We start from the raw sequence: 25602 nt of genomic DNA on the forward strand, positions 1-25602 counted from the left end.
GGATTCATTCCTGCCTGTCGGTTCGCGCCATCAAGGAATCAACATCTGCACCTGCCCCGGCACGACGATCTTGATCACCCCGGCCCAGGTACACATCAACGTGCTGTTGGCGTCGATAGCCGGCATGTTGCCGAGCAACAGGGTCGGTGCGCCGCCGGGGATCCACGGGGTCGCGGTGGCCGGAATGCATGGCATGGGCGTCAGCACGCCCAACGCCGCCGCAGTGGCCGCGGCCACTGTCGGATTCGCCAGGCTCTGGCACATGCCGAACGTGGTGATGTTCACCAAGGGAATATGATCCATGATATTGGCCGCCGGCATCCCGCCGGTCAGCAGGCGATTGGCCGGCAGCACATTGAGCACCGCCGGCGCCACGCCGAAGCTGCATTGCAGGGTCGCGGTGCCACAGACTTGCGGACATCCCATCGCGGTTGCTCCTTGGAGGCGACAGTCTCCAAACCTTAGCTCGCAAGCGCCCGCTGCGCACGGACGCCATGCATCAAGGCCGCTGATTATCCAGCAACACGCTAACCTATAAGACCCCGGCGTGCTTGTGACGCCTCCCACGCGCCATTAGATTAGCCAATGATCAATGGCCTCCAAAATAAGCAGAAGGGATAAGCATGGCAGTGACTGATCAGTCCACCCGCGTGCGCGACGGTGAAGAACTCGATGCCAACCTGATCGACCCGTACCTCAAGGCCCACATTCCTGGCTTGACCGGCACGCCGGTGATCAGCCAGTTTCCCGGTGGCGCGTCGAACCTGACGTACCTGCTGGAATATCCCGAGCAGGAGTTCGTCCTGCGGCGTCCGCCGTTCGGCCACAAGGCCAAGTCGGCCCACGACATGGGCCGTGAGTTCCGCATCCTCAATCAGTTGCGCGAAGGTTTCCCGTACTGCCCCAAAGCCTACGTCCACTGCACTGACGAATCGGTGATGGGCGCCGAGTTCTACGTGATGGAACGGGTCAAGGGCATCATCCTGCGCTCCGAATTGCCGCCGGAACTGGGTTTCGATGCAGCCCGCACCGAAGCCCTGTGCAAGAGTTTCATCGACCGGCTCGTCGAACTGCACCGTGTTGACTACACCGCCTGCGGCCTGGCCGACCTGGGCAAGCCCGAAGGCTACGTGGCCCGGCAGATCCGTGGCTGGAGCGAGCGCTACGAAAAAGCCCTGACCCCGGATGCGCCCAAGTGGGAGACGGTCAAGGCATGGCTCAACGACAAGATGCCTGCCGACCATCCAACGTCGAGCATCGTCCACAACGACTACCGCTTCGACAACGTGATCCTCGACCCGGACAACCCGATGCAGATCATCGGGGTGCTGGACTGGGAGCTGACCACCCTTGGCGACCCGTTGATGGATTTGGGCAACAGCCTCGCCTACTGGATCGAGGCCGGCGATCCGGCACCGGTGCAATTGATGCGCCGTCAGCCAAGCCACGCGCCGGGCATGCTGACTCGCCGCGAATTCGTCGATCACTACGCCGAGCGCGCCGGGATCCGCATCGACAACTTCGACTTCTACTACACCTACGGGCTGTTCCGCCTGGCCGGCATTGTCCAGCAGATCTACTACCGCTTCTTCCATGGCCAGACCCAGGACAAACGCTTCGCGCAGTTCGTTCAGATGAACAAACTGCTGGAGCAGATGAGCCTGCAGGTCATCAGCAAATCCACGCTCTGAGCGCACCTATAACAAGGAAACAGCATGTCCAAGACCCAGTTGTTCGACCTCGACGGTAAGATCGCTTTCGTTTCCGGCGCCAGCCGCGGCATCGGCGAAGCCATCGCCAAACTGCTGGCCCAGCAAGGCGCCCACGTGATCGTTTCGAGCCGCAAGCTCGACGGCTGCCAGCATGTCGCCGATGCGATCATCGCCGCTGGCGGCAAGGCCACCGCGATCGCTTGCCACATCGGCGAAATGGAGCAGATCAGCCAGGTATTCGCCGGCATCCGCGAGCAATTCGGGCGCCTGGACATCCTGGTGAACAACGCCGCCACCAACCCGCAATTCTGCAACGTGCTGGACACCGACCTGGGCGCGTTCCAGAAAACCGTCGATGTGAACATCCGCGGCTACTTCTTCATGTCGGTGGAAGCCGGCAAGCTGATGCGCGAGAACGGCGGCGGCAGCATCATCAATGTCGCGTCGATCAATGGCATCTCGCCGGGCATTTTCCAGGGCATCTATTCGGTGACCAAGGCTGCGGTGATCAACATGACCAAGGTCTTTGCCAAGGAGTGCGCGCAGTTCGGCATCCGTTGCAATGCCCTGCTGCCGGGCCTGACCGACACCAAGTTCGCCTCGGCGCTGGTCAAGAACGACGCCATCCTGAAGACCGCCCTGGCGCAGATCCCCCTCAAGCGCGTGGCCGACCCGAGCGAAATGGCCGGCGCGGTGTTGTACTTGGCCAGCGATGCGTCGAGCTACACCACGGGCGTGGCGTTGAATGTGGATGGTGGGTTCTTGTCCTGAGGATATTTCCCTTGTGGGAGCGAGCCTGCTCGCGAAGGCGTCAGGTCAGTCGGCCTCAATGTTGACTGAACTATCGTCTTCGCGAGCAGGCTCGCTCCCACAGGGAATTCTCAAGGGCAGGGTAATGAATATTTATTCCACCATTTGCAATTAGAGAATATTTATTCCATAAAGAGCCTTCTGAAAATAACAATTCAAAGGGCTCTTTCTCATGCGCGAACTCGGCATCGGTCTGATTGGCACCGGCTTCATGGGCCGTGCCCATGCTTTGGCATTCCATAACGCCAAGGCGGTGTTCGACCTTCCCCTGAATTTGAAACTGGCGGCCCTGGCCGACGCCGATCCGCTACGTGCGCGCCAATGTGCACAGAGTTGGGGCTTCGAGACGGCTCACAGCGACTGGCAACAACTGATCGACGACCCGAACGTCCAGTTGATCGCCATTACCACGCCCAACCATCTGCACTTTCCGATGGCCATGGCCGCGTTGGCGGCGGGCAAGCCGGTCTATTGCGAAAAACCACTGGCGGTCTCCCTGGAACAGGCCGAGCGGATGCGCCAGGCCGCCAAGGCGGCCGGGGTGGTGACACGCGTCGGCTACAACTATCAGCACAACCCGATCATCAGGTTGGCGCGGGAAATGATCCAGCGCGGCGAGCTGGGGCAGATCGTCAGCTTCCAGGGCGAATTCAGCGAGGACTTCATGGCCGACCCGACCTCCCCATGGTCCTGGCGCTGCGAAGCCGAGCATGCCGGCGGCGCCCTGGCTGACCTGGGCAGTCATTTGCTGGCCATGGCTCGTTACCTGCTGGGCGCTGTCGATTCGGTGTGTGCCGACAGCCAGACCGTCCACAACCGACGTCCGGCCAGCGCCGGCGCGATCGAACAGCGGGTCATTGCAGTTGACGACCAGGTCCAGGCGCTGCTGCGCTTCACCAGCGGCGCCCGGGGCTCGGTGAGCAGCAGTTGGCTCAAGCACGGCTACAAGAACCACTTGAGCTTCGAGATCAGCGGCACCCTCGGGACGCTGGCCTTCGATCAGGAACGACTGAATGAATTGCGCCTGTGCCGCGCCGGCCAGGCAGGTTTCCAGCGACTATTGGCCGGCCCCGACCTGCCGGGCTACGCCGCCTTCAGCCCGGCGGCCGGGCACCAGCTGGGGTACAACGAACTGAAGACATTGGAAGTCCAGGAGCTGGTCATGGCCCTCGCGGGCGATGGCGGCAACGGGACGGATTTCGAAGAAGCCTGGGAAGTCGAGCGCCTGGCGGCGGCGATTCGCACAGCGGCGCGGGAGGAGCGCTGGGTGAAGGTCAGGGAGCTCTAATCACCGACTTTCACACCTTGGAAATACTCTGTGGCGAGGGGATTCATCCCCGCTGGGGTGCGAAGCGCCCCTGAAACTGACGCCTCGGTGTGTCAGTAGATCCTTTGGGGCCGCTACGCGGCCCAACGGGGATGAATCCCCTCGCCACAGGGGGCATGTTCAGTCTGAATTTTTTTGGGTTTGTAACTCAATCAAGCGCGCGGCCAGCGTCTTGGCCTGGCTCGCGACATCCGTCACGGCGGTGCTTTCCCACCACACCCCGCGCAATGGCGGGCCCATGGCAAACAGGCGACTGGCCGGCTCGCCAAGGGCGTCCAACACCGCGCCATCTGCACGCGCGGCGATGCCCAGTGCCAAGGGACCGGGCAGGACCAGACCTCGTGCCAGCAACTGCTGCGGCAACGGTCGCGCAACCCGGCGCCAATCGTATTCGATACCACTGGAGTTGATCAACGCGGCGCCCTGCACCACTTCCAGTCCAGCCTCGCCCCGTCGGCGAATGTTGATTGCCACTGATCCTTCGCCAGCCGATACCAGCCCCTTGTACGACGCCGCCTGAATCCGCAACCGCCCTTCCCCATGCAGACGCGCCACCAGTTCCGCGCTCAACGGCGGCGAGCGATGGTGGTGGCTTTCCCACCACGGCCGCACATGCCGGACGAACTGTCGACGTTGCACGTCGCTGGCCTGGTTCCACAAACGCCCGATGTGCGCGCGCACGGTATCCAGCGGCGCCTGCCAATCGATCCCCTCGGCCTCGGCTTTACGGCACTGCTCGCGCAGCGCACGCATCAACTGCAATGGCGAACGCAAGTTGTGATCTTCGGCGAGGAAATCCACCCAGGCCGGTGGCTGGCGACGCACGTGAGGCAACAGGCCATGGCGGGAAAACACTTCGATCGGCCCACGGTGCCCGGCCTGCTCCAAAGACACCACGGCATCGACCATGGTCAGTCCCGAGCCAATGATCAGTACCGTGGACTGCGGATCGAGATGGCGCATCACGGCCACATCCCAAGGATCGAGGGCTGCGGCGTTCAAGCCGCTGGACTCGGTCTGCGGGGTGCGCGCCGCCGGGAACATGCCGGTGGCCAGCACCGCAAAACGGCCATGCAAGACCTGGCCGTCGCCCAGCGTCACCATCACGCCACCGTCGGCAAGCCGCAGGTCCACGGCTTCCCCGCGCACATGCTCGGCGGTCGAACCGTTCTGTGCGCCCGATTCGCGAGCTTCGGCTAGACGTTGCTGTACGTAGAGGCCAAACATTCCTCGGGGCGGAAACAGCTCGCTGATCGGCACGTGTTGCTGATCCGACTCGGGCCAGCCGCCGGCTTCGATGAACGTGGTGAGCCATTGGGTCAAATCGTCGGCGTTGTCCGGGTCGACACTCATGCGCGCCGCGTTACCGTTCAAGGTGTGGCCCAGCTCCACCGCGCTGTAGGCCTCGCCCCGGCCCAACTCGCTGCGCGGCTCGACAATCAACACTTCGCGTTGGCCTGGCAGGCGCAGCAGTTGCGCCGCCAACATGGCACCGCTCAGGCCACCGCCGATGATCAGGACATCGGCGGAACGGGGAATCGAGGTTGGCACGTCAGTCATCGAACGCTTCCGTCATGAAAACAGCGGTTATCATTCGCAGCTCAAGGCCCTGACGGGGCGCCGAAGCAACGGAACGACGAGACGCTACCTTACTGCCATCGCCTGATGCTCCGGAAGCGTTCTTTGGTAGCACTCGCGATGCAATGGAAGTTCAGATCACCACATTGCGCACAAACCGCGCCGCCACCAAATCGTTGTTGCGATAGGCATGGGGCTGGTTGCTGGCAAACATGAAAAATTCACCGGCCTCGATTCGACGCTCCTCGCTGCCCAGCAGTAGCGTCAAACAACCTTCGAATACATAAAGCTGCTCGCTCCAGCCGTCCGCGTCAGGCTCCGAGACATAATGCTCGCCGGGCTCCAGGCGCCATTCCCAAAGTTCCACTTCGCGGTTGGCGGTGGCCTTGGCCAACAATACGGCTTTGCTGCCTGGAATCACGCCGGCCCAGGCCAGCTCATTGATACGGCTCGGGTCGCGGGCATCCGGAGCCTGGATCAAATCGCTGAAGGCCACATCCAACGCTTCGGCGACACGGTCCAGAGTGGTCAGGCTGACATTTTTTTCGCCAGCTTCGATGGCGACCAGCATCCGCCGGCTGACCCCGGACAGCTCGGCCAGCGCCGTCTGGCTGAGCTGCGCGGCATGCCTCAGGCGACGGACGTTCTGGCTGACGTGTTGCAGGACCGATGCCCGCTGGCCATTATCTTTGTGCACTATATTGCTCATCTGCCGGGGTTGCGCATTATACTGCCCAACTTATTCGTTCGGGCGCATTGTGCGTCCACCTCAAGTGGCGCGCAAGATCATGGCATTGGTGAACTCCCCGCAAGCTTCCTCCCGTTTCTCACGGTTCAGCAAGGCCGAATGCGTGCTGGTGCTGATCACGATGATCTGGGGCGGGACATTCCTGCTGGTCCAGCACGCGATGACCGTCAGCGGACCGATGTTCTTCGTAGGCTTGCGCTTTGCCGCTGCGGCGGCATTCGTTGCGCTGTTCTCCTGGCGGCACCTGCGCGACCTGACCTGGTTCGAACTCAAGGCCGGAGCCTTCATCGGTGTGGCGATCATGCTCGGCTATGGCCTGCAGACGGTCGGCCTGCAAACCATCCCCAGCAGCCAATCGGCCTTCATCACCGCCCTCTACGTACCCTTCGTGCCGTTGTTGCAATGGCTGGTGCTGGGCCGCCGACCAGGGTTGATGCCGAGCATCGGGATCATGCTCGCGTTCACCGGGCTGATGCTGGTGTCCGGCCCGGCCGGCGCGTCGCTGAATTTCAGTCCGGGGGAAATCGCCACCCTGATCAGCGCCATCGCGATCGCCGCCGAGATCATACTGATCAGCGCTTATGCCGGCCAGGTGGATGTGCGCCGGGTCACGGTCGTGCAACTGGCCAGTACCGCCGTGCTGGCGTTTCTGATGGTGGTGCCGACCCGGGAAGTGATTCCCGGTTTTTCCTGGCTGCTGCTGATCAGCGCCGTAGGCCTGGGCGCCGCCAGCGCGGCGATCCAGGTGGCAATGAACTGGGCCCAGAAAAGCGTCTCGCCGACCCGCGCCACGCTGATCTATGCCGGCGAACCGGTGTGGGCGGGTATTGCCGGGCGCCTGGCCGGCGAACGGTTGCCGGCGATCGCCCTGGTGGGCGCCGGGTTGATTGTGGCGGCGGTGATCGTCAGTGAGCTGAAGACTCGAAGCAAAGCCGGTGTCGAAGTGGACAAGGTGCTTGAGCGCGAGCAGTAATACCGATCAATCAGCGAATAGCCGCGAAAAAATTCCCTGTGGTGGTGGATTGAACCTGTTGAACCTGTGGCGAGGGGGCTTGCTCCCGCTGGGCTGCGCGGCAGCCCCCCGCAGACCACCCAATCAACCTGGAATATCGCGTCGCCAGGTTTCAGGGCCGCTGCGCGCCCCAGCGGGAGCAAGCTCCCTCGCCACGGGTTATGTGTATGCCGCGCTATTGAGCGCTATCTCCTACCCGAGCGCCTTCGATCACGAGTCGCGACGCTCGTTGAACACAGCATAGAGCGGCTCCAATCCCGAGTCTTGGGGAAATACCACGACGTAGTCATCAAATCCAACCTCTCCAATGGAGTCGAAGGATTCCAACGTCGGTACCGGCGATGAGTGAATAAAACCGGCAGAATCGAGTCGATTTTGCTCGGATGCCATCGACGCCTCCATGGAGTCTGCGAAGGTCCATTCGAGCACTCGTGGTTGCGGGCCGTCCGTGGTCAAGCGAAAAAACCGTCCAGCTCCATCCCAAACCGCCAACCTCACGCGCACCTTGGACGGCAACACACCGGTGGCAGGCGTGATGTATATCTGAAAAAGCTCACGTATTTCTTTCAGGCCCCTGAAATGGCTGCCGGGTTTTGTCGCGATCATTGCCGTGCCCATTCGCAACGGCAACTCCACCTCGCCCTTCCGTGCGGCGAGAGCCTGCCAGTCTTGTTCGATTGCAGACATCTCGGCCAGCGCAACACACAGGCCAAAACGCACTTCTTTGGTTCGACTGACAAGATCAAAACTAAGGACTCCGGCATATTGCCCGGTGTGTGCCTGTTCTGGATGCGTCATCAGCCAATTGAACTCGGCGACAGCTGAACGAATGGATTTTTGCAAGTCCACCTGTTGACTGGTTCTTAGCGGCGGCGCGTCGCTTAGCAGCAGATTCGGACGCCTCATATCCTGGATCGCGGACATACGAAACAACACCGAGCCGTTGTCCTGCCCGCGTAACCGCATGAGTTGCTGCGAGGAACGCTCCAGTACCGCTTCAGCGGCGGCATGAAGAACGGCATTGCGCTGAGCGATAGAGGACAAACGCGCAAGATAACGGTCATGATTGGCGGTGGCCTGCCGTGCATTCGCTTGCCAGAGCGCTTGGTCGGCTTTGTTATAGGTGAGATCACGCTGGGCGCCACTCAAGGCGAACTCGACACGCATTTTATAGCGCTCAAACGTGTGAACGGCGATGACCACTTCGTGTTGTGCCTGCTCCAGTCGCCGCATCGCCTGCTTGAGTGCGTCCAGCGTCTGCTCTGCATCGGGTTGGTTTTGTCGTTGCTGGGTAATAAGCTGCAGCTGGGTAAAGGCCTTTTCAACCGTCTGCTCTGCGGCGGTGATGTCCGAGGCCAACCGCTGTGCATTGGCAAGCTCGCGCTTGGCCCTTGCCGTCGCGTGTTGCGCCATGCTCAAGCGGGGTGCGGGCTTGGCCGGGGCAGGCAGTACCCCGCCCTTGAAGGGAATAACGTTCTTTTTGAAATGCCACTGTTTTACGAAGTGGACAATCGTTTCCGGGGCGTTCGTATTCTCGGTGTCTTCGGGGTAAAACAACAGGTCCGCACCTTTGGGGTGCCCGACGATTCGGTCGAAGTGGTTGATCAGTCGGTCATGCTCTTCTTTGCCCATGTCGACATTCCAGATTTTTCCTACGAGCGCCTGAAACTCGGTTTCAGTGTAATCCTGGAGCTTGGGTTTAAGTTCCATCTATGGCTTTCCTTGTTTAGCGTGCATGCTCGGTAACGCACCTGCTCGACTGGTCGAGCAGATGCGTACACGGGGCTTGGTCTATTCCGGTTTGAAGCCGGGTCTGTTATTGCGGGCGCGCCATTCCTTGACTTCTTTCAGGATGCCTTCGGGGCTGTCTTCCTGGCCCTCCTTTGGGTAGAAGAGAACATCTGAACCGTCGGGGTGTTCTGTAATAAGTTCGAAATGATCAACCAGTTTATCCAGATACTTCCCCAGCTCCTGCCCTTTAAGATCACTCGTATGATGGAATAGCTCCCCGAGAAAGGATAAAAATTCCAGCTCGGTATAATCTTCCAGCGCTTCTTTAAAGATCATTATCCTTAACCCTCCCTGTGGTGTTGGATGTGACGCTTGGGCGTAAGTACACGAATGTTGTCCACGTTATACACATCACCACCTTTTGAAATTTCAATCTCATGATGGAGTTCAAATACTTTTCGTCCTCCTACTTGGTCCTTTCTTATGGAGTATGGTGACTGGCCATTTCGCATCCTATCCAAATTGATGCCGGTAAATTGCTGACCCAGCTCCACATCCGCCGCCACGGCCTTCCAAACTGCCTCCCTGAACCGATGAAAGTTCGCAAACTCCCTCCCCCTCAACTGATCCGCAATCCGATCAGGAATAGGTGCGCCGGTTGTCCTCGCCGCCTCCCCCAACCAAATGCCTGAGACTGGCTGCCCAAACCCGAGCGCCACGCCACGATCATCCCGCCGGTCATAAAACAGCGCATCCGGCGAAGGCAGCTCCATATCGCCCGGATACCCAGGAATATTGGCACCGACTTGCCCCGGATCAACAGCCGGAAACGTCTCGTTTTCCGGTAGGACCGGGATGACAGGATTGCCGGGATATACCGACGAGAGTGGCGGTGTAATCGGTGAGGTGGTCGGACCAAGCTGTTCGATGCCCGGCGGGACCAGGGGTGTCCGGGTCCCTTTGCCGATTGGAGGCGCGGGCCAGGGGATGACAGCCGGTACGATGCCCGGCCTGCCCAGCAGGCTGTTTGGCGTGGCGATGCTGATGCGGTCGAGATTGAAAGGGTTTTCACCCAGCTCGGCCCGGTTCTGATAACGCAGTTCGAATTCGCGACGCTCGCCGACCCACGTGCTTTTCGGCGCATAGGGGGCAAAGCCGCGTTCGATGCGTTTTTTGTTGATTTCGTCGGCGTTGCCCGACACCGACAGCGTTGGGTGCTCGGCGAGGGCGCGCCACAGTGCCTGGTCGAAGGCACTGAAGGACTTTATTGGCTGCGCCCGCATCTGATGACCGACTTGCTCGGGAATGGCCGCGCCTTGGGGCTGGCTGGCCGTGCTCCACCAATCATTCGCAGCCGGCTTGCCGGCGCCCGTGACGATGCCCGAGCCCAGCGGCGGCAAATCGAATGAGAAATAGGTCGGTGGCAAACCGGGAACGCAGACGATGCAGTCTTGAATGCGCAGGTCCACGCCCGCTGGCAAGGTCTCCACCTGAGGCGCCATCGCCGTCAGAACCGGTTGGCTTGCAGGCATCGCCTGGCTGGCGGCATCGGCGGTAAATTGCAGGTGTCGGGTCGGTGAGCCGGGGACTTCTGCGTTGTAGAGGCCGGTCAGCGGATCAAATTGCGCGTTGATGACGGGAACATGAGCGCCGATGGTGTCGCCGGTGCTGGCAATGTTAAGCGCTGTGCCTTCAGCCACAACTTGCGGCTTGAGCCGGTACGCCAACTCAACCGAACCGCCTGCATCAGCAATCGATTGCAGCGCGGGTCCGTCGGTGAGACCGAGCGCTTGCGCCGGTACGCCGACGCCTTGGAACAGGCGGCTGCGTTGTTCTGAAGTCAGTTCGCCGTCGCCCAGCGTTGGTGAGTAAACCATCGCCGTGACGAAGACCGGCCCCGTTCTGGCGAGGATCCGCCCGTAGTCCTTGAGCGTTTCGACGGAAGTGGCGACAGCCTGTTCCAACACCGCTGCGGCTTGCTGGCCGACGAACACGGCGTCACGGGTCAGTACCATGCCGCCCGCAGTCAACGAAGGCGCAGGTATGCTCAGGGTATGGACTTGCCGGAACCTCTCCAGCCGCGTGCTTTCATCAACTTGCTGTTTGAAGCGGATCCGCGCCGCCCGTTGTTCGGCGTATTGACGCTGGCGCTCCCAGACAGCTTCCCGTTCACGCCACACCACCGTCTGTTCGGCATGGTATCGGGCCAGCGTGCCGGATTTTTCGCTCAAGGCCCTGATCAGCTCGGACAGCAGCCGCGCCTCTTGGGCCGCGGTGTAACTCTGCTCCCAGAGTCGATGACCGTCATCGAGCGCGGCGCCGAACTGATCCAGTCGCGTGCGGTAGTCGTTCACCGAACGTATGAGCGGATCCTGTCCATCAAAGACGCGGGCAGCGAGTTTCCTGGCGTTGAGTTCCTGGGTCTTGCGGGCGATCAGCCCGTCGATTTCGCTTTTTTCTCTGGTGATGGTGTAAAGCTGCCAACGCTCGGTCGAGTTCGAGGCGGGTGGCCGTTTTGCTGCCGAAATTTCCTTTTGAAGCGACGTCTCGAGTTGTTGCTTTTTATTCGCGAAGTTTCGATCCACCTCGGCCCGGGTGGAGGTGTGGCGTTGCACCATGGTCGCCAGTGCTTGTTGGCGTGCCTGCTCATTGGCGTTTGCGGCAGCCGCAGCCTTGGCTTTCACAGAGTCTGCTTTCACTTTTGCAGCGGCATTCGCTTCCTCGGCCTGGCGCTTGAGCGTCGCTTGCCGCCGCTTTTTCATCCCCCTGGCTGAACGCTTGGGACCGCCTGTTGCTCCGACGCGGTTTCCTCCGAAGCCGCCGCCATACCCTCCGCCGGAACCGCCGCCCGATGAGGGGCGCCCCGGTCTGATGACTACCGTTCCATCTGATCCATCGCTGAATGTTCGCTTTGCCATACAGTTCTCCTTTTCTGTATGGCGCACAGTGGCGATGGAACCGCGTTCGGGTGCGGTACATATGTACAGCGCCCGGATATTTTTTAGTTGCGTGGTTGCTGTACTCGTGGCGGATTCGGACGCGGCGTCCCCTCGCCCAAACAACGCAAAGTCAGGAAACTCCACCTACCCTGTAGGATTCTGCGACACCCTGGCGGTTGGTGATCCGGAATACGCCACGTATGATCCCGGACATCCCTTGCCGAATAGAAGCCTATGTCACTGATAGTTCTATTGCTTTTGCCCTTTATCGGCAGCTGTGTCGCGGCGCTGTTACCGCATAACGCCCGTAACGCCGAATCGCTGCTGGCCGGCCTCGTAGCCCTGGCCGGCGCTGTTCAGGTGGCCTTGTGGTACCCGCAGATCGCCGATGGCGGCGTAATCCGTGAACAATATGATTGGCTGCCAAGCCTCGGCCTGAATTTCGTGCTGCGCCTGGACGGTTTTGCCTGGCTGTTCTCGTTGCTGGTGCTGGGCATCGGCACGCTGGTGTCGTTGTATGCCCGCTATTACATGTCGCCGGAAGATCCGGTGCCGCGTTTCTTCGCGTTTTTCCTCGCGTTCATGGGCGCGATGCTCGGGCTGGTGATCTCCGGCAACCTGATCCAGATGGTGTTCTTCTGGGAACTGACCAGTCTGTTCTCGTTCTTGCTGATCGGCTATTGGCATCACCGCGCCGACGCCCGACGCGGCGCCTACATGGCGTTGATGGTGACCGGTGCCGGCGGGCTGTGCCTGTTGGCCGGTGTGATGCTGCTCGGCCATGTGGTGGGCAGCTATGACCTGGACAGGGTCCTGGCCGCCGGCAACCTGATTCGTGACCACGCCCTCTACCCCGTCCTGCTGCCGCTGATCCTGATCGGCGCCTTGAGCAAAAGTGCTCAGTTCCCCTTCCACTTCTGGCTTCCCCACGCCATGGCCGCACCCACACCGGTGTCGGCGTACCTGCACTCGGCAACCATGGTCAAGGCCGGTGTCTTCCTGTTGGCGCGGCTGTGGCCGTCATTATCGGGCAGCGAGCAATGGTTCTATATCGTCGGCGGCGCGGGGGCCTGCACCCTGGTGCTGGGCGCCTACTGCGCGATGTTCCAGAACGACCTCAAGGGCCTGCTCGCCTATTCGACCATCAGCCACCTCGGGCTGATCACCCTGCTGCTGGGTCTCAACAGTCCGCTGGCGGCGGTGGCGGCGGTGTTTCATATCCTCAACCACGCCACGTTCAAGGCCTCGCTGTTCATGGCCGCCGGAATCATCGACCACGAAAGTGGCACGCGGGATATCCGCAGGCTCAGCGGCCTGGTGCGACTGATTCCGTTCACCGCCACCCTGGCGATGGTCGCCAGCGCGGCGATGGCCGGGGTGCCGTTGCTCAATGGTTTCCTGTCCAAGGAGATGTTCTTCGCCGAGACGGTATTTATCTCGGCCACCGCCTGGGTCGAACTGGCGTTGCCGATCATCGCCACCATCGCCGGCACCTTCAGCGTCGCCTACTCCCTGCGCTTTACCGTGGACGTGTTCTTCGGCCCCACCGCCAGCGACCTGCCTCATACGCCCCATGAACCGCCACGCTGGATGCGCGCGCCGGTCGAGGTGCTGGTATTCACCTGCCTGCTGGTGGGGATTTTCCCGGCCCAGGTGGTCGGCTCGTTGCTGGCTGCCGCCGCACTCCCCGTGGTGGGCGGCCCGCTGCCCGAATACAGCCTGGCGATCTGGCATGGGCTGAACGCGCCCATGCTCATGAGCCTGGTGGCGATGGCCGCGGGCATCGTCCTGTACCTGCTGCTGCGCAAGCAATTCAAGCAAGGCCAAATCAAGCATCCGCCGCTGATCGGCCGCCTCAGCGGCAAGCGCTTGTTCGAACGCTGCCTGGTGCTGATGATGCGCCACGGCCGCCGGCTGGAGCGCAAGATCAGCACTCGGCGCCTGCAGGCGCAACTGTTCCTGCTGGTACTGGCGGCGCTCCTGGCCGGGTTGATCCCGATGCTGCACAGCACGCTGGTCTGGGGCGACCGGCCGAAGATTCCCGGCTCCGTGGTGTTCGTCACCCTGTGGGTACTGGCGATCACCTGCGCCCTGGGCGCGGCCTGGCAAGCCAAGTATCACCGTCTCGCGGCGCTGACGATGGTCAGCGTCTGCGGCCTGATGACCTGCGTGACCTTCGTCTGGTTCTCGGCACCGGACCTGGCCTTGACGCAACTGGTGGTGGAGGTGGTCACCACGGTGCTGATCCTGCTGGGGCTGCGCTGGTTGCCCCGACGGATCGAGGACGTATCGCCCCGGCCCAACAGCGAACGGCGCGCGCGCATCCGGCGCCTGCGGGACCTGCTGCTGTCCGGCGCGGTGGGCGGCGGCATGGCGCTGCTGTCCTATGCCATGCTGACGCGCCAGACCCCCAACGACATTTCCTCGTTCTACCTCAGCCGCGCGCTGCCTGAGGGCGGCGGCAGCAATGTGGTGAACGTCATGCTGGTGGACTTCCGCGGCTTCGACACCCTGGGGGAAATCACCGTGCTGGCGGCTGTGGCCCTGGCGGTGTTCGCCCTGCTGCGGCGCTTCCGTCCACCGAAGGAAAGCATGCAACTGCCGGCGCAACAACGCCTGCTGGCGCCGGACGTGGTCACCGACCTGGTCAACCCGCGCCACGCCAGCGATACCGCGCTGGGCTTCATGATGGTGCCGTCGGTGCTGGTTCGCCTGTTGCTGCCGATTGCCCTGGTGGTGTCGTTCTATCTGTTCATGCGCGGCCACAATCAACCCGGCGGCGGTTTCGTGGCCGGGCTGGTGATGTCGGTGGCGTTCATCCTGCAATACATGGTCGCCGGCACCCAGTGGGTCGAAGCGCAGATGAGCCTGCGACCGCTGCGCTGGATGGGCACCGGGCTGCTGTTCGCCAGCGCCACGGGGTTGGGGGCGCTGGCGGCGGGTTATCCGTTCCTGACCACGCACACCTGGCATTTCGAATTGCCGCTGCTGGGGGATATTCACCTGGCCAGCGCGCTGTTCTTCGACATCGGCGTCTATGCCGTGGTGGTCGGTTCGACCCTGCTGATTCTCACTGCCCTGGCCCACCAGTCAGTGCGCGCCCACAAGCCGGGCCTGCACGCCAAACCCGTCGCCCCTCTCAAAGGAGCCAACGCCTGATGGAAGAAGTCATCGCAATCGCAATCGGCGTACTGGCCGCCTCCGGCGTCTGGCTGGTGCTACGGCCGCGGACCTTTCAAGTGGTCATGGGCCTGTGCCTGCTGTCGTATGGCGTCAACCTGTTCATCTTCAGCATGGGCAGCCTGTTCATCGGCAAGGAGCCGATCATCAAGGACGGCGTACCCCAGGACCTGCTGCACTACACCGATCCGTTGCCCCAGGCCCTGGTACTGACCGCCATCGTGATCAGCTTCGCCATGACTGCCTTGTTCCTGGTAGTCCTGCTCGCGTCCCGGGGCCTGACCGGCACCGACCATGTGGACGGCCGGGAGCCGAAGGAATGACGTTGACGCCACACTTGATCGCCGCGCCCATCCTGCTTCCGTTGCTGACCGCCGCGGTGATGCTGATGCTCGGCGAGAAGCACCGCCCGCTCAAGGCGCGGATCAATCTGTTCTCCAGCCTGCTGGGCCTGGGCATCGCCGTGCTGTTGTTGCACTGGACCCAGGAGCAGGCGCTGCCCGCTTCCATTGGCGTCTATCTGCCCGGTAACTGGCAGGCGCCGTTCGGCATCGTGCTGGTGGTCGATCGCCTGTCAGCGCTGATGCTGGTGCTGACCGGCATCATCGGCGTCTGCGCGCTGCTGTTCGCCATGGCCCGTTGGGACCGGGCCGGGGCGAGTTTCCATGCGTTGTTCCAGATCCAGCTGATGGGGCTTTATGGGGCCTTCCTCACGGCGGACCTGTTCAATCTGTTCGTATTTTTCGAGGTGCTGCTGGCGGCGTCCTACGGCTTGATGTTGCATGGATCGGGCCGGGCGCGGGTGTCGTCCGGGCTGCACTACATTTCCATCAACCTGCTGGCCTCGTCGCTGTTCCTGATTGGCGCAGCCCTGATCTACGGCGTCACCGGGACCCTGAACATGGCCGACCTGGCCCTGAAGGTGCCCCTCGTGCCGGAAGCCGACCGCGGCCTGCTGCACGCCGGCGCGGCGATCCTTGCGGTGGCGTTCCTGGCCAAGGCCGGCATGTGGCCGCTGAATTTCTGGCTGGTGCCGGCCTACAGTGCAGCCAGTGCGCCGGTGGCGGCACTGTTTGCGATCATGACCAAGGTCGGCGTCTACACCATCCTGCGGCTGTGGACCTTGCTGTTTTCCGGGCAGGCCGGCGCCTCGGCCTATTTTGGCGCTGACTGGCTGGTCTACGGCGGCCTGGCAACTATCGCCTGCGCGGCCATCGCCATCCTCGCGGCCCAGCGCCTGGAGCGCATGGCCAGCCTGAGCATCCTGGTCTCGGCCGGCATCCTGCTCTCAGCCATCGGTTTTGCCCAGCCAAACCTGGTGGGGGCGGCACTGTTTTACCTGGTGAGCTCGACCCTGGCGCTGTGCGCGCTGTTCTTGCTGGCCGAGTTGATCGAGCGTTCACGCTCGGCCAATGATCTGCCGCTGGAAGACGATCTCGACAGCCTGCCGCGCCCACTGGAATCGCTGCAGCCGCCCAAAGGCATCAACCTCGACGACGAACAGAAAGCCGTAGTCGGCCAAGTGATCCCCTGGACCATGGCCTTCCTCGGCCTGAGCTTCATCGCCTGTGCGCTGCTGATTATCGGCATGCCACCGCTTTCGGGCTTCATCGCAAAACTCGGGCTGCTCAACGCGTTGCTCAACCCCCAAGGGCTCGGAGCAAGTACCGACACGCCCGTCTCTGCCGCCGCCTGGGGCCTGTTGGCGCTGTTGATCCTGTCCGGGCTCGCCGCGCTGATCGCCTTCTCGCGCCTGGGCATCCAGCGCTTCTGGACGCCACAGGAGCGGCCGTCGCCACTGTTGCGGCCGTTCGAATGCGTGCCGATCATCGCGCTGCTCGGCCTCGGAATCGCCCTGACCTTCAAGGCCGAGCCGCTGCTGCGCTACACCCAGTCCGCCGCCGACGCGCTGAACACACCTGAACATTATGTGATGGCGGTGCTTGCCACCCGCGCCGTCCCCAACCCACAAGCCGACACCGAAGTGCAGGCGGTGCAACCATGAAGCGGCTGTTTCCCGCACCCTGGTTGTCGCTGGCGTTGTGGCTGCTCTGGCTGCTGTTGAACCTGTCCGTCAGCGCCGGCCATCTGCTGCTGGGCGCGGCGCTGGGCTTCCTGGCGCCATTGATGATGCGTCCGCTGCGGCCGCGGCCCATTCGCATCCGCCGGCCCTGGGTCATGCTGCGGCTGTTCCTGCTGGTGGGGCGCGATGTGCTGGTATCCAACCTGGCCGTCGCCTGGGGCGTACTGAATGCCGGACGCCGCCCGCCTCGCTCGCGTTTCGTCAAGGTGCCGCTGGACCTGCACGACGCCAATGGCCTGGCGGTGCTTTCAATGATCACCACGGTGATTCCCGGGACGGTCTGGTCGGAGCTGGCGCTGGACCGCAGCATCCTGTTGATGCACGTGTTCGATCTGGAGGACGAAGGCGCATTCATAGCGCACTTCAAGGCCACCTACGAGCGCCCGTTGATGGAGATTTTCGAATGAGCCCGTTGCTGTCCAATGCCATCCTGCTGGGCCTGTTCCTGTTCTCCCTGACCATGGTCCTGACCCTGGTGCGCCTGTTCAAAGGCCCCTCGGCGCAGGACCGGGTCCTGGCCCTCGACTACCTGTACATCGTCGCGATGCTGATGATGCTGGTGCTGGGCATCCGTTATGCCAGTGACACCTACTTCGAGGCCGCGCTGCTGATCGCCCTGTTCGGCTTTGTCGGCTCGTTTGCCCTGGCCAAGTTCCTCTTGCGTGGCGAGGTGATCGAATGAATGTCGAGCTGTCGATGTGGGTGGAAATTTCGGTGGCGATCCTGCTGGTGGCCAGCAGCGTGTTCGCCCTGCTCGGGGCAATCGGCCTGGTGCGGTTGAAGGATTATTTCCAGCGCATGCACCCCCCTGCCCTGGCGTCGACGCTGGGTGCCTGGTGCGTTGCCCTTGCCTCGATCATCTACTTTTCCGCGATCAAGTCCGGGCCGGTGCTGCATGCGTGGTTGATACCGATCCTGCTGTCCATCACGGTGCCGGTGACCACCCTGCTGCTGGCCCGGGCGGCATTGTTCCGCAAGCGTATGGCCGGCGATGACGTACCGGCGGAGGTAAGTAGTCGCGGGAATGAGCCCAATTAGGCTTGAGTCGGACATTGTTGTGGCGAGGGGATTTATCCCCGCTGGGCTGCACGGCAGCCCCAAAAGCCTGATCACCATGAGCCTGACACACCGAAGTGACAGAGTTTGGGGCTGCTGCGCAGCCCAACGGGGATGAATCCCCTCGCCACAGTGGGTTCGGCCTATAACGGAGTGAATCAAGCCCACGCCACCGTCAGCAACCCCGCGCCCAGCACGACACACAACGGCGAATAGACCCAGGTGTCGAGCCGGGCAAACGTCGAGCCCTTGACCTCCTTGAAGAAGCCCACCAGGTTCGACTCGCCAATGGCCCGGGCGAACATCAGCAAGGCAATGGCACTGATCAGCCATTGCAAGGCGCGATGAGTGACGGGCGGCGAAATCAGCCCGACCCGCAGGCACACCAGCAGCGCAATCATCAACAGCGCAAGGGCCACCAGCAGCGTCAGCCATCCCGACGGGTTGAACGCCGGTCGCAGCGTGTCGCCCTGCTTCACCGGAACCTGCGGTACCACCGCCAGGGCTGCCCAGCGCCCACCCAGGGCCCAATACAAATGAAACAAGCTGATGGTCGCAAACACTGCGACCAGCGACCGAGCCAATAAAAGCGTCATTCGCCAGCCTCCTGAAAAAGGTTGAACAATCATCCTAGCTTGAATCTGACATTTCGCTGGACGGGCTCAGGTTGCCAGGTTCCAGCGAATGACGATTTGCCCGGGATCAACTGTTCAACAGGCTGGCATCACAAAGTTCTACAGCCCCGCCGCGACTTTGTCGGCGACGTCCTTGGGCAACCAGGCCTGCCAGACCTGTGGGTGGGCCTTGAGGAACGCCTCGGCGGCTTCGCGGGGCGGCGTGCGTTTCTCGCTCATGTCGGCCAGGGCCTTGTTCAGCGGCTCGATGGGCAGGTCGACCTTGCCGAAGAACTCGGCGATGTCCGGATGCTGCTTCTGGAACGGCACGGACACACCGATCGACAGCTTCGAGGCCAGGGAGCGAGTCGGTTTCGGATTCGGATTGTCGGCGTCGGTCAGAGTCTTCCAGGCCTCGGCATCGAATGGTGGTTCTTGCAGTTGCACCAGTTTGAAACGCCCCAGCAACGGCGTGGGCGACCAGTAGTAAAACAGGATCGGCTTGCCACGGCGGATCGAAGAAGTAATTTCCGCATCAAGCGCGGCCCCGGAACCGCTGCGGAAATTCACGTAGCTGTCGGAAAGACCATAAGCCTTGAGTTTCTGCTTGTTGACGACTTCGGACGTCCAGCCGATGGGGCTGTTGAGGAAGCGCCCCTTGTCGGGGCTTTCAGGATCCTTGAACACATGTTTGTAGCGCGCCAGGTCCTCGACGCTGCGCAGGTCCGGCGCGAGCGGCTTGATCCCCTTGGCCGGGTCGCCCTTGATGACGTATTCCGGCACCCACCAACCTTCGGTCGCGCCCTTGACCGTATCGCCCAGGGCAACCACCTTGCCCTCGGCCTCGGCCTTGACCCACACCGGGCTGCGCCCCGCCCACTCTTCACCGATCACCTGGATATCGTTGTTGGCCAGGGCGGTTTCCAGGGTAATGGTGGTGCCCGGTAACGTGTCGGTCGATAACCCGTAGCCTTTTTCGACGATGATCCGCAGGATGTCGGTGATCAGGCTGCCACTTTCCCAGTTCAGGTCGGCAAAGTGGATCGGCGCCGAAGCAGCAGCGGATGCCGGAAGTGGCGAAACCAACACAGCGAGGGTGGTGGCGCACGCAGCCAGCCACTGTCGAACTCGTTTCATGCTTGATACCTCATGCCGGACACAGCAATAACCGAACGGCGTTGCGAAGCGAACGCAAGCCTGTGAATAGTTCAGTCATTTGACTGTAGCCAAGGTTCCAGCAACAGCCTTTTAAAAAACTGTCAAAGGTATGAGGAGGCCGAAAAAGATTCAGACCCATGCGCCATTTCCCAATGGGCGCGGACTGACTATTCGCTGGCCTTGAACGTCACGAGTTCGCCCTTGCGCCATTTGGCGGCCTTGGCGGTGACCGCTTTCAGCGTCTTGGTCAAACCTTCCTGCAACTGTTCGTGGGCCGCGAAGACGGTCAACACGCTGTGGCCTTCCTTGAACAGAATCGCATGGCCATCGGCAGTCGTGACGAAGGCATAGTCACCGAGGCCATAGACCGTCAACTTGATTTCACGAAAACGGATTTCAAACTTGCCACCCTCGCGACTTGGCAATACCGCCGCGCGAAAATGATCACCGACCTTGAGTTCAAGCCGAGGCTTGTCATCAACCACCAGCGCCGATTCCGTATCGAGTTCGGCAACATAGATGCCCTCGGCGGTTTGTTCGGTGATGTAGACAAAACGTGACTGGAATTGCTTGACCAGCTTTGCCCGAAGGTCACCCAGTACAAATAACGCGTGCATGTCGAGATTACTTACTGCCAAGGAAACATCCCCATCTTTGAATGACCCGCCCTGAAAGACGGACCACGAGAACCCGCAAGGTCGCAATGACCTGTAGTTGAATTCGAATTGAACGACGCGCCCAGACCCGAGCGAGAGAAGACTAATGGATTGCCACTCTCGCTGCCTTTCCCCGCGATCGTCAGAGGCTGAAGGAAAACGCCACTCTGCGCATCGGAAAAGGTGGGACTACTAACTTTAGGGAAATTTCTCAGTTAAAAAAGCATTTTTCTGACATCGAGGGCAAAAAAAATTGCTTTAGATAGGCACAGCCGTCCACACGGCGCCGTCGATTCTAGAGCAGCCGATGGCGCGCAGACTACTCGAAACAACCGGCAATTCGTCGGTAAACCATGAAAAGGAATTCCCATGGGTACTTCCCCAACGTTGCTCCGCCCCCTTGATTCGCGTATTGCCCAAGCATATGAGCGCCCTGGTGCCGAGAACCACCTCGCAACGGCCCTGATCCTGCCGCGATACCGAGTCGTCCTGGCCGGGACGTGTTTTTTCCATATCGAAGAAACGGCGACTGGACGCGTAAGAGGTTTCCGCGCCGATCATAACGAAGCCTGCTACCTGGCCAGGCGCCTCGAACAGAACGCTTGCGTTTTATCCGCACCCCGTCCATGACTTAACTCAGCCGCCGACCGGCAACTGCTGCCATACTGGCCGCCCAGCGCAGGCCGCCATCCATTGGCGGTCTTCGCACAATAAAATGACTTTGAAGGGAAGGCGCGACGTGACGGAATTGGATATCGGCGAATTTTTCATCCGGGGCGAAGCCAGAGAGGTCGAAGGCGAGTTCCAGGCCGTCATTGTGATGCGCGCCAAATCACCTTCCAACGCTGTCACTTACCACCAGGTGGAGAAGGATCGCTGGTTCAAGACTACGGAAATTGCTGCCGAAGCCGCCAGGGATGCGGCAAAGGCATTGAAGCTCGCCGTGGATGAAGGTGCGTTGAAAGCTTGAAATCGATCGAACTCCTGACGACTGCCTGGCCTCAGATAAGGGAAGCAACCGAGGCGCCATGACGGCGGCAGTCCAGAGGAGTCCTGCAACATGGAACAACCATCACACGAGCTCAAAACCCTGTTTGATCAATTGGGCCTGCCTTCGGAAGGCAGTGCCATCGACGACTTCATCATGGCACACCCGCTGGATCCGAACACCAAATTGGTCGATGCGCCTTTCTGGTCGGACCAGCAAAGAGACCTGCTGCGCGAATGGCTAGTCGCCGACGGTGAGGAAGCAGTGCTGGTGGATCAACTGAATGTGCGCTTGCACGACGGCAAGTAAACCAGGAGCCAGATGCATGCGGTCGCTCTTGTGGCGAGGGGATAAATCCCCTCGCCACAGGTCGGTGTTTGATCGTGATCAACGCCCCTGGCGCGGCTTCTCGGGTTTGTAACCCAACCGCAATCCTCCCCAGTGACGCCCCTTGAGCATGATCGGCACCGACAGGTCATGCATCAGTTCCCCGGTGTCACGCGTATAGGTTTGCAGCAACACCGGCTGTTGGTGGCTGCCGCAGCGAATCCCGGTTCGATCGGAAAACTTGCGCTTGGTGCGGTTGCTCAGCGTGTCCACCTGAGGATCACCGGTCAGCGGCTGGCAGAAGGCGTTGTTGTGGGTCGGCACATAGCCTTGCTGGGTACAGGCAATCGCAAACACCAGGCCTTCATGCCGGGCGAGTAGCGGTTCCTGTATAGCCGGCAGTACCTGATCGGTGTAGCGGTCAAAACGGGTCTGGAACTTGGCCGGGTGGGTATTGGGGATGGGCTGGTAGTTGCGGTCGAACAGGTCTTCGAGGCTGATACGCCCCTGATCGACATCCGCTTCGAACTGCGCGGCAATCCGGCTCGCGCCTTCGCGGGCCAGGTCATAGACCCGCTGGTGGTAATCATCGAGGCCCACCTCGGCCAAACGCTCGCTGATGGTTTCGGCCTGGCCTTCCATCTGTACGGCCGCCTCGGCCAGGCGCTGGGTCTGTTGATCGCTGATCGCCAGGTCGCTGCGCATCTGCTCGATGGCATGGAACAGACTGTCGAGCTGCTCGCGGTTGGTATCGGTGCCTTGGGCGATGGCGCTGACCTGGGTTTCGACACCGGCCGCGAGCCGGGCAATGTTCTCCAGGTGTTGGCCGGTGTGCTCGACCTGCTGCACGCCGCTGTCCAGGTCGCCGGCCAGTTGTCGGATCTGTTCAACCACCTGCGCAGTGCGCTGCTGGATGTCCGCCACCATCACCCCGACCTCGCCGGTTGCCGCGGCCGTGCGCCCGGCCAGGCCGCGGACCTCGTCTGCCACTACCGCGAATCCGCGGCCATGCTCACCGGCCCGGGCCGCTTCGATGGCGGCATTGAGCGCCAACAGGTTGGTCTGGCTGGCGATCGATTGAATCACCAGGCTCACGCGCTGGATTTCGTCGCTGCGCACGCTCAGCGCTTCGATCAACTCACGGCTGTCATTGGCGCGTTGGCTGAGCTGATGCATGCGGCTGATGGATTCCACCAGTTCGCTGCGCCCGGCGACACTGCTGCGATGGGCCTCGCTGGCCGCGCCCAGCGCCTGCTGGCTGAGCTGCGAGGTGGCCTGCTCGGTCGCGATCATCGCCTCGGCATTGCTGACGATCTGCGCCGCGGCGCCCAGCTGCGACTGGACCTTGCCGGCCAATTGCTTGACCGAATAGGCCACCCCCGCCGCCGACAGAGCGTTATGGCTGGTGGTGTAGGAAAGATCGCGGGTCAGCTCGGCCAGGCTGTCGCTCGCCGCCGGCGCGGGAGTACTGGCCAGGCGCGAGCGCAGACGTGGCAACCAGACGATGAGCAGCGCCAGCGGCAGGCCCAGGTACAACGACCAACCGCCCAATGTCATGCCGCAAAGCAGCAAAACCAGCGCGACGCTTTGCAAGGTCGGCGCAACCCAGCGCGCCGTGCCACCCGCCGCGGGCACCGAGGCCGACGCTGCCGCCGCCAGAGATCCGTCTGTCGCCATGTTTGTCACCCACATTTCTCATTGTTATGCACGCATTAAACGCCACTACAAGGCCATTATCCATGGTCCATTAGTCGTGTTTTTTGCATCAGCTCAATGAGCATAGGCGAACAGGCGAAAGCAAAAAGATCGCAGCCTCCGAAAGAAGGCTGCGATCTTTTTCTGGAACGGAATCAGGCCTGACGCTGGTGCTTGTCGATCTGTTCGTGACGTTCCTGGGCTTCGATGCAGTACTTGGTGGTCGGGCTGATCAGCAGGCGCTTGAGGCCGATCGGCTCGCCGCTGTCGTCGCACCAGCCGAAGCTTTGGTCGTTGATGCGGTCCAGGGCCTGCTCCAGTTGCGGCAGCATGCGTTGGTCGCGATCGATGGCGTTGACCAGCCAGGTGCGCTCTTCTTCCACGGAAGCGGCGTCCGCCGGGTCGGCCGGGGTGTCCAGGCTCTCAATGGCGATTCGGTTCTGTTCGATGCGCTCGTGGGTTTCGACCTTCATGTTCTGCAACAGCTTGGTGAAGTAAGCCAGTTGCTCGGCATTCATGTAGTCATCCGCCGGCATGGCCAGCAACTTTTCCTTTGTCATTGATATCTCTATAAAAAAACGTGCATTAAGGCGAATTATGGAGCGTCCCGCACCGGACTTGGTACGAAAGGCGCCTGCGTGACTTCTCGTACCCGTCCTGAGCCGCCACGCTCATCGGGAAGGCGCCGTTTATTCCAAGCGCCACCCGGCACTCAATTTACGAGGGGCGGCAGTCTAAGGCCGAGTTGGGGTGTCAGCAACCGAAAACATGGGGAAAATGTCCGACAACCGCTTCAAATGCTGCCTCGACAGGCTTCTACCGGCCATCGGAGTGCGTTTATAACAAGAAATTCGCTGCAATGGCTGTATTTAGAAGACAAATGGCAACGCCACGCGGTCAGGCGTGGCGCTTTGTCGCATCGGCAGTGACCTAGCGCTTGAGTTTGCGCTTGTTGCGGTATTGGTCGATGACCACAGCGACCACGATGATCAGCCCCTTGATGATGTCTTGGATATAGGCGTCGACACCGACAAAGGTGAAGCCGCTGGCCATCACCCCGAGGATCAGCGCGCCGATCACCGTCCCGGTGATGCGCCCCACCCCGCCGGCCAGGCTGGTGCCGCCGATCACCGCCGCGGCAATCGCGTCCAGCTCATAGGACATGCCCATGCCCGCCTGCCCGGTCGCCGCACGCGCCGAAGCCACCACGCCGGCGAGTCCCGCCAGCAGCCCGGCGATGCTGTAGACGATCACCAGATGACGCTTGACGTTGATGCCCGAGGTCCGCGCCGCCTGCATGTTGCCGCCGATGGCGTAGGTGTATTTGCCGTACTTGGTGTAGCGCAAGGCAATGTGAAAGATCACCGCCACCACCAGGAAGATGATCACCGGCATCGCGCCATGACCGATGGCCGTATAGGAATCAGACAGCATGCTCACCGGCTGGCCTTCAGTGTAGTACCGCGCCAGGCCTCGCGCCGAGACCATCATGCCGAGGGTGGCGATGAACGGCGGGATGCCGGTAAGGGCGATGATGCTGCCGTTGATTGCGCCGGCCAGCAAACCGACCCCCAGCCCCGCCACCACCGGGATCCACACCGGCAAGTCGGTCAGCGAGGGAAACACCGCCCGGGCGAAATCCGAAGTCTGGGCCAGGCTGGCGGCAATCATCGCCGACAGCGCCAGTACCGAGCCGGATGACAGGTCGATGCCAGTGGTGATGATCACCTGGGTCACGCCGATGGCCAGCAGGCCGATGATCGACACCTGCAGGATCATCAGCACCAGGCGCTGCGAATTCATCAGGAAGCTCTGGTCGCGCATGATCCAGCCGAACATCTCGAACACCAGCCCGATGCCGATCAGCACCAGGAAAATGCTCAGTTCCGTCGGCAACCGTCGACGCGTCCTGGCCGGTGCGGCCGCGGGTTTGTTTTCCAGTATCGCGTTCATAGCCATTTACCTTTGTTATCTGGGCGGACGGGCAA

At 61.6% G+C, this 25602-nt stretch carries 24 protein-coding genes; 12 read left to right on the forward strand and 12 right to left on the reverse strand.

Annotated features, from left to right (window positions below; all coding sequences use genetic code 11):
- Positions 1–30: 30 nt before the first annotated feature.
- Positions 31–426 carry a DUF4280 domain-containing protein gene (locus J3P86_RS15950; RefSeq protein WP_434698394.1) on the reverse strand — a complete coding sequence of 132 codons (396 nt, stop codon included), beginning with the start codon at positions 424–426 and terminating at the stop codon, positions 31–33.
- Positions 427–623: 197 nt separating this feature from the next.
- Between J3P86_RS15950 and J3P86_RS15955 the strand changes: the two genes are divergently transcribed.
- The 3 genes from J3P86_RS15955 to J3P86_RS15965 all read left to right on the forward strand — a co-directional run bounded on the left by J3P86_RS15955 (position 624) and on the right by J3P86_RS15965 (position 3810).
- Positions 624–1691 (forward strand): phosphotransferase family protein, encoded by a 1068-nt coding sequence (locus J3P86_RS15955; protein WP_434630250.1) that lies wholly within the window; start codon positions 624–626, stop codon positions 1689–1691.
- Positions 1692–1715: 24 nt separating this feature from the next.
- Positions 1716–2483, forward strand: coding sequence for an SDR family oxidoreductase (locus tag J3P86_RS15960; RefSeq protein WP_003180553.1), 768 nt, complete (start codon positions 1716–1718; stop codon positions 2481–2483).
- Between the two features lie 211 nt (positions 2484–2694).
- A complete protein-coding gene (locus J3P86_RS15965) occupies positions 2695–3810 on the forward strand; it encodes a Gfo/Idh/MocA family protein (RefSeq protein ID WP_434630248.1) in 1116 nt (371 codons plus the stop codon).
- A 159-nt stretch (positions 3811–3969) separates the two neighbouring features.
- On the opposite strand, the gene J3P86_RS15970 is transcribed toward J3P86_RS15965, so the two are convergent.
- Both J3P86_RS15970 and J3P86_RS15975 read right to left on the reverse strand, forming a co-directional pair.
- On the reverse strand, positions 3970–5409 hold the full coding sequence (locus J3P86_RS15970; protein WP_434630246.1) for an FAD/NAD(P)-binding protein: 1440 nt from the start codon (positions 5407–5409) through the stop codon (positions 3970–3972).
- Between the two features lie 151 nt (positions 5410–5560).
- Complete coding sequence (locus J3P86_RS15975) at positions 5561–6124, reverse strand: helix-turn-helix domain-containing protein (RefSeq protein WP_434630244.1); 564 nt, start codon at positions 6122–6124, stop codon at positions 5561–5563.
- A gap of 91 nt (positions 6125–6215) precedes the next feature.
- Between J3P86_RS15975 and J3P86_RS15980 the strand changes: the two genes are divergently transcribed.
- The gene (locus tag J3P86_RS15980; RefSeq protein ID WP_434630242.1) at positions 6216–7148 is read left to right on the forward strand and encodes a DMT family transporter; all 933 of its coding nucleotides are present in this window, start codon (positions 6216–6218) and stop codon (positions 7146–7148) included.
- 249 nt (positions 7149–7397) lie between these two features.
- Here the strand turns inward: J3P86_RS15980 and J3P86_RS15985 are convergent, their stop codons facing one another.
- The 3 genes from J3P86_RS15985 to J3P86_RS15995 form a co-directional block, all read right to left on the reverse strand.
- Positions 7398–8897 (reverse strand): bacteriocin immunity protein, encoded by a 1500-nt coding sequence (locus tag J3P86_RS15985; RefSeq protein WP_434698396.1) that lies wholly within the window; start codon positions 8895–8897, stop codon positions 7398–7400.
- A gap of 81 nt (positions 8898–8978) precedes the next feature.
- Positions 8979–9254, reverse strand: a complete 276-nt coding sequence (locus tag J3P86_RS15990) for a bacteriocin immunity protein (RefSeq protein ID WP_434630238.1) — start codon at positions 9252–9254, stop codon at positions 8979–8981.
- Between the two features lie 5 nt (positions 9255–9259).
- Complete coding sequence (locus J3P86_RS15995) at positions 9260–11836, reverse strand: S-type pyocin domain-containing protein (RefSeq protein WP_434698397.1); 2577 nt, start codon at positions 11834–11836, stop codon at positions 9260–9262.
- A 255-nt stretch (positions 11837–12091) separates the two neighbouring features.
- Here J3P86_RS15995 and J3P86_RS16000 point away from each other — a divergent pair, with 255 nt between their 5' ends.
- The 6 genes from J3P86_RS16000 to J3P86_RS16025 are packed head-to-tail and all read left to right on the forward strand — an operon-like array spanning position 12092 to position 18158.
- Complete coding sequence (locus J3P86_RS16000) at positions 12092–15016, forward strand: monovalent cation/H+ antiporter subunit A (RefSeq protein ID WP_434698398.1); 2925 nt, start codon at positions 12092–12094, stop codon at positions 15014–15016.
- The gene (locus J3P86_RS16005; protein WP_003202835.1) at positions 15016–15360 is read left to right on the forward strand and encodes a Na+/H+ antiporter subunit C; all 345 of its coding nucleotides are present in this window, start codon (positions 15016–15018) and stop codon (positions 15358–15360) included. The genes J3P86_RS16000 and J3P86_RS16005 overlap by 1 nt, the downstream gene beginning before the upstream one ends.
- A complete protein-coding gene (locus J3P86_RS16010; protein WP_434630232.1) occupies positions 15357–17042 on the forward strand; it encodes a monovalent cation/H+ antiporter subunit D in 1686 nt (561 codons plus the stop codon). Before J3P86_RS16005 ends, J3P86_RS16010 begins: the two co-directional genes overlap by 4 nt.
- Positions 17039–17527 carry a Na+/H+ antiporter subunit E gene (locus J3P86_RS16015; protein ID WP_434601137.1) on the forward strand — a complete coding sequence of 163 codons (489 nt, stop codon included), beginning with the start codon at positions 17039–17041 and terminating at the stop codon, positions 17525–17527. Before J3P86_RS16010 ends, J3P86_RS16015 begins: the two co-directional genes overlap by 4 nt.
- Positions 17524–17802, forward strand: a complete 279-nt coding sequence (locus J3P86_RS16020) for a K+/H+ antiporter subunit F (RefSeq protein WP_434698399.1) — start codon at positions 17524–17526, stop codon at positions 17800–17802. The genes J3P86_RS16015 and J3P86_RS16020 overlap by 4 nt, the downstream gene beginning before the upstream one ends.
- On the forward strand, positions 17799–18158 hold the full coding sequence (locus J3P86_RS16025) for a Na+/H+ antiporter subunit G (protein ID WP_434698400.1): 360 nt from the start codon (positions 17799–17801) through the stop codon (positions 18156–18158). Before J3P86_RS16020 ends, J3P86_RS16025 begins: the two co-directional genes overlap by 4 nt.
- Positions 18159–18334: 176 nt before the next feature.
- Here the strand turns inward: J3P86_RS16025 and J3P86_RS16030 are convergent, their stop codons facing one another.
- The 3 genes from J3P86_RS16030 to J3P86_RS16040 all read right to left on the reverse strand — a co-directional run bounded on the left by J3P86_RS16030 (position 18335) and on the right by J3P86_RS16040 (position 20565).
- Positions 18335–18772: a DUF3995 domain-containing protein gene (locus J3P86_RS16030; RefSeq protein ID WP_305500389.1), complete on the reverse strand. Its 438-nt coding sequence runs from the start codon at positions 18770–18772 to the stop codon at positions 18335–18337.
- Between the two features lie 138 nt (positions 18773–18910).
- Positions 18911–19927: an ABC transporter substrate-binding protein gene (locus tag J3P86_RS16035; protein WP_434630227.1), complete on the reverse strand. Its 1017-nt coding sequence runs from the start codon at positions 19925–19927 to the stop codon at positions 18911–18913.
- A gap of 188 nt (positions 19928–20115) precedes the next feature.
- Positions 20116–20565, reverse strand: coding sequence for a hypothetical protein (locus tag J3P86_RS16040; protein ID WP_305500385.1), 450 nt, complete (start codon positions 20563–20565; stop codon positions 20116–20118).
- Positions 20566–21343: 778 nt separating this feature from the next.
- Here J3P86_RS16040 and J3P86_RS16045 point away from each other — a divergent pair.
- Both J3P86_RS16045 and J3P86_RS16050 read left to right on the forward strand, forming a co-directional pair.
- Entirely contained in the window at positions 21344–21574 is a 231-nt protein-coding gene (locus tag J3P86_RS16045) for a hypothetical protein (RefSeq protein ID WP_434630225.1), read from the forward strand.
- Between the two features lie 90 nt (positions 21575–21664).
- Entirely contained in the window at positions 21665–21901 is a 237-nt protein-coding gene (locus J3P86_RS16050) for a DUF2789 family protein (protein ID WP_434630223.1), read from the forward strand.
- Positions 21902–21979: 78 nt separating this feature from the next.
- Here J3P86_RS16050 and J3P86_RS16055 read toward each other — a convergent pair whose 3' ends face one another.
- The 3 genes from J3P86_RS16055 to J3P86_RS16065 all read right to left on the reverse strand — a co-directional run bounded on the left by J3P86_RS16055 (position 21980) and on the right by J3P86_RS16065 (position 25567).
- Positions 21980–23596, reverse strand: coding sequence for a methyl-accepting chemotaxis protein (locus tag J3P86_RS16055; RefSeq protein ID WP_434698402.1), 1617 nt, complete (start codon positions 23594–23596; stop codon positions 21980–21982).
- A gap of 173 nt (positions 23597–23769) precedes the next feature.
- Positions 23770–24174, reverse strand: coding sequence for a TraR/DksA family transcriptional regulator (locus tag J3P86_RS16060; RefSeq protein WP_434557518.1), 405 nt, complete (start codon positions 24172–24174; stop codon positions 23770–23772).
- A gap of 370 nt (positions 24175–24544) precedes the next feature.
- Positions 24545–25567 carry an ABC transporter permease gene (locus J3P86_RS16065; RefSeq protein WP_003180516.1) on the reverse strand — a complete coding sequence of 341 codons (1023 nt, stop codon included), beginning with the start codon at positions 25565–25567 and terminating at the stop codon, positions 24545–24547.
- Positions 25568–25602 lie beyond the last annotated feature (35 nt).

Origin of the sequence: Pseudomonas sp. D1-1 (assembly GCF_051132225.1) — a bacterium.
Classification (GTDB): Bacteria; Pseudomonadota; Gammaproteobacteria; order Pseudomonadales; family Pseudomonadaceae; genus Aquipseudomonas.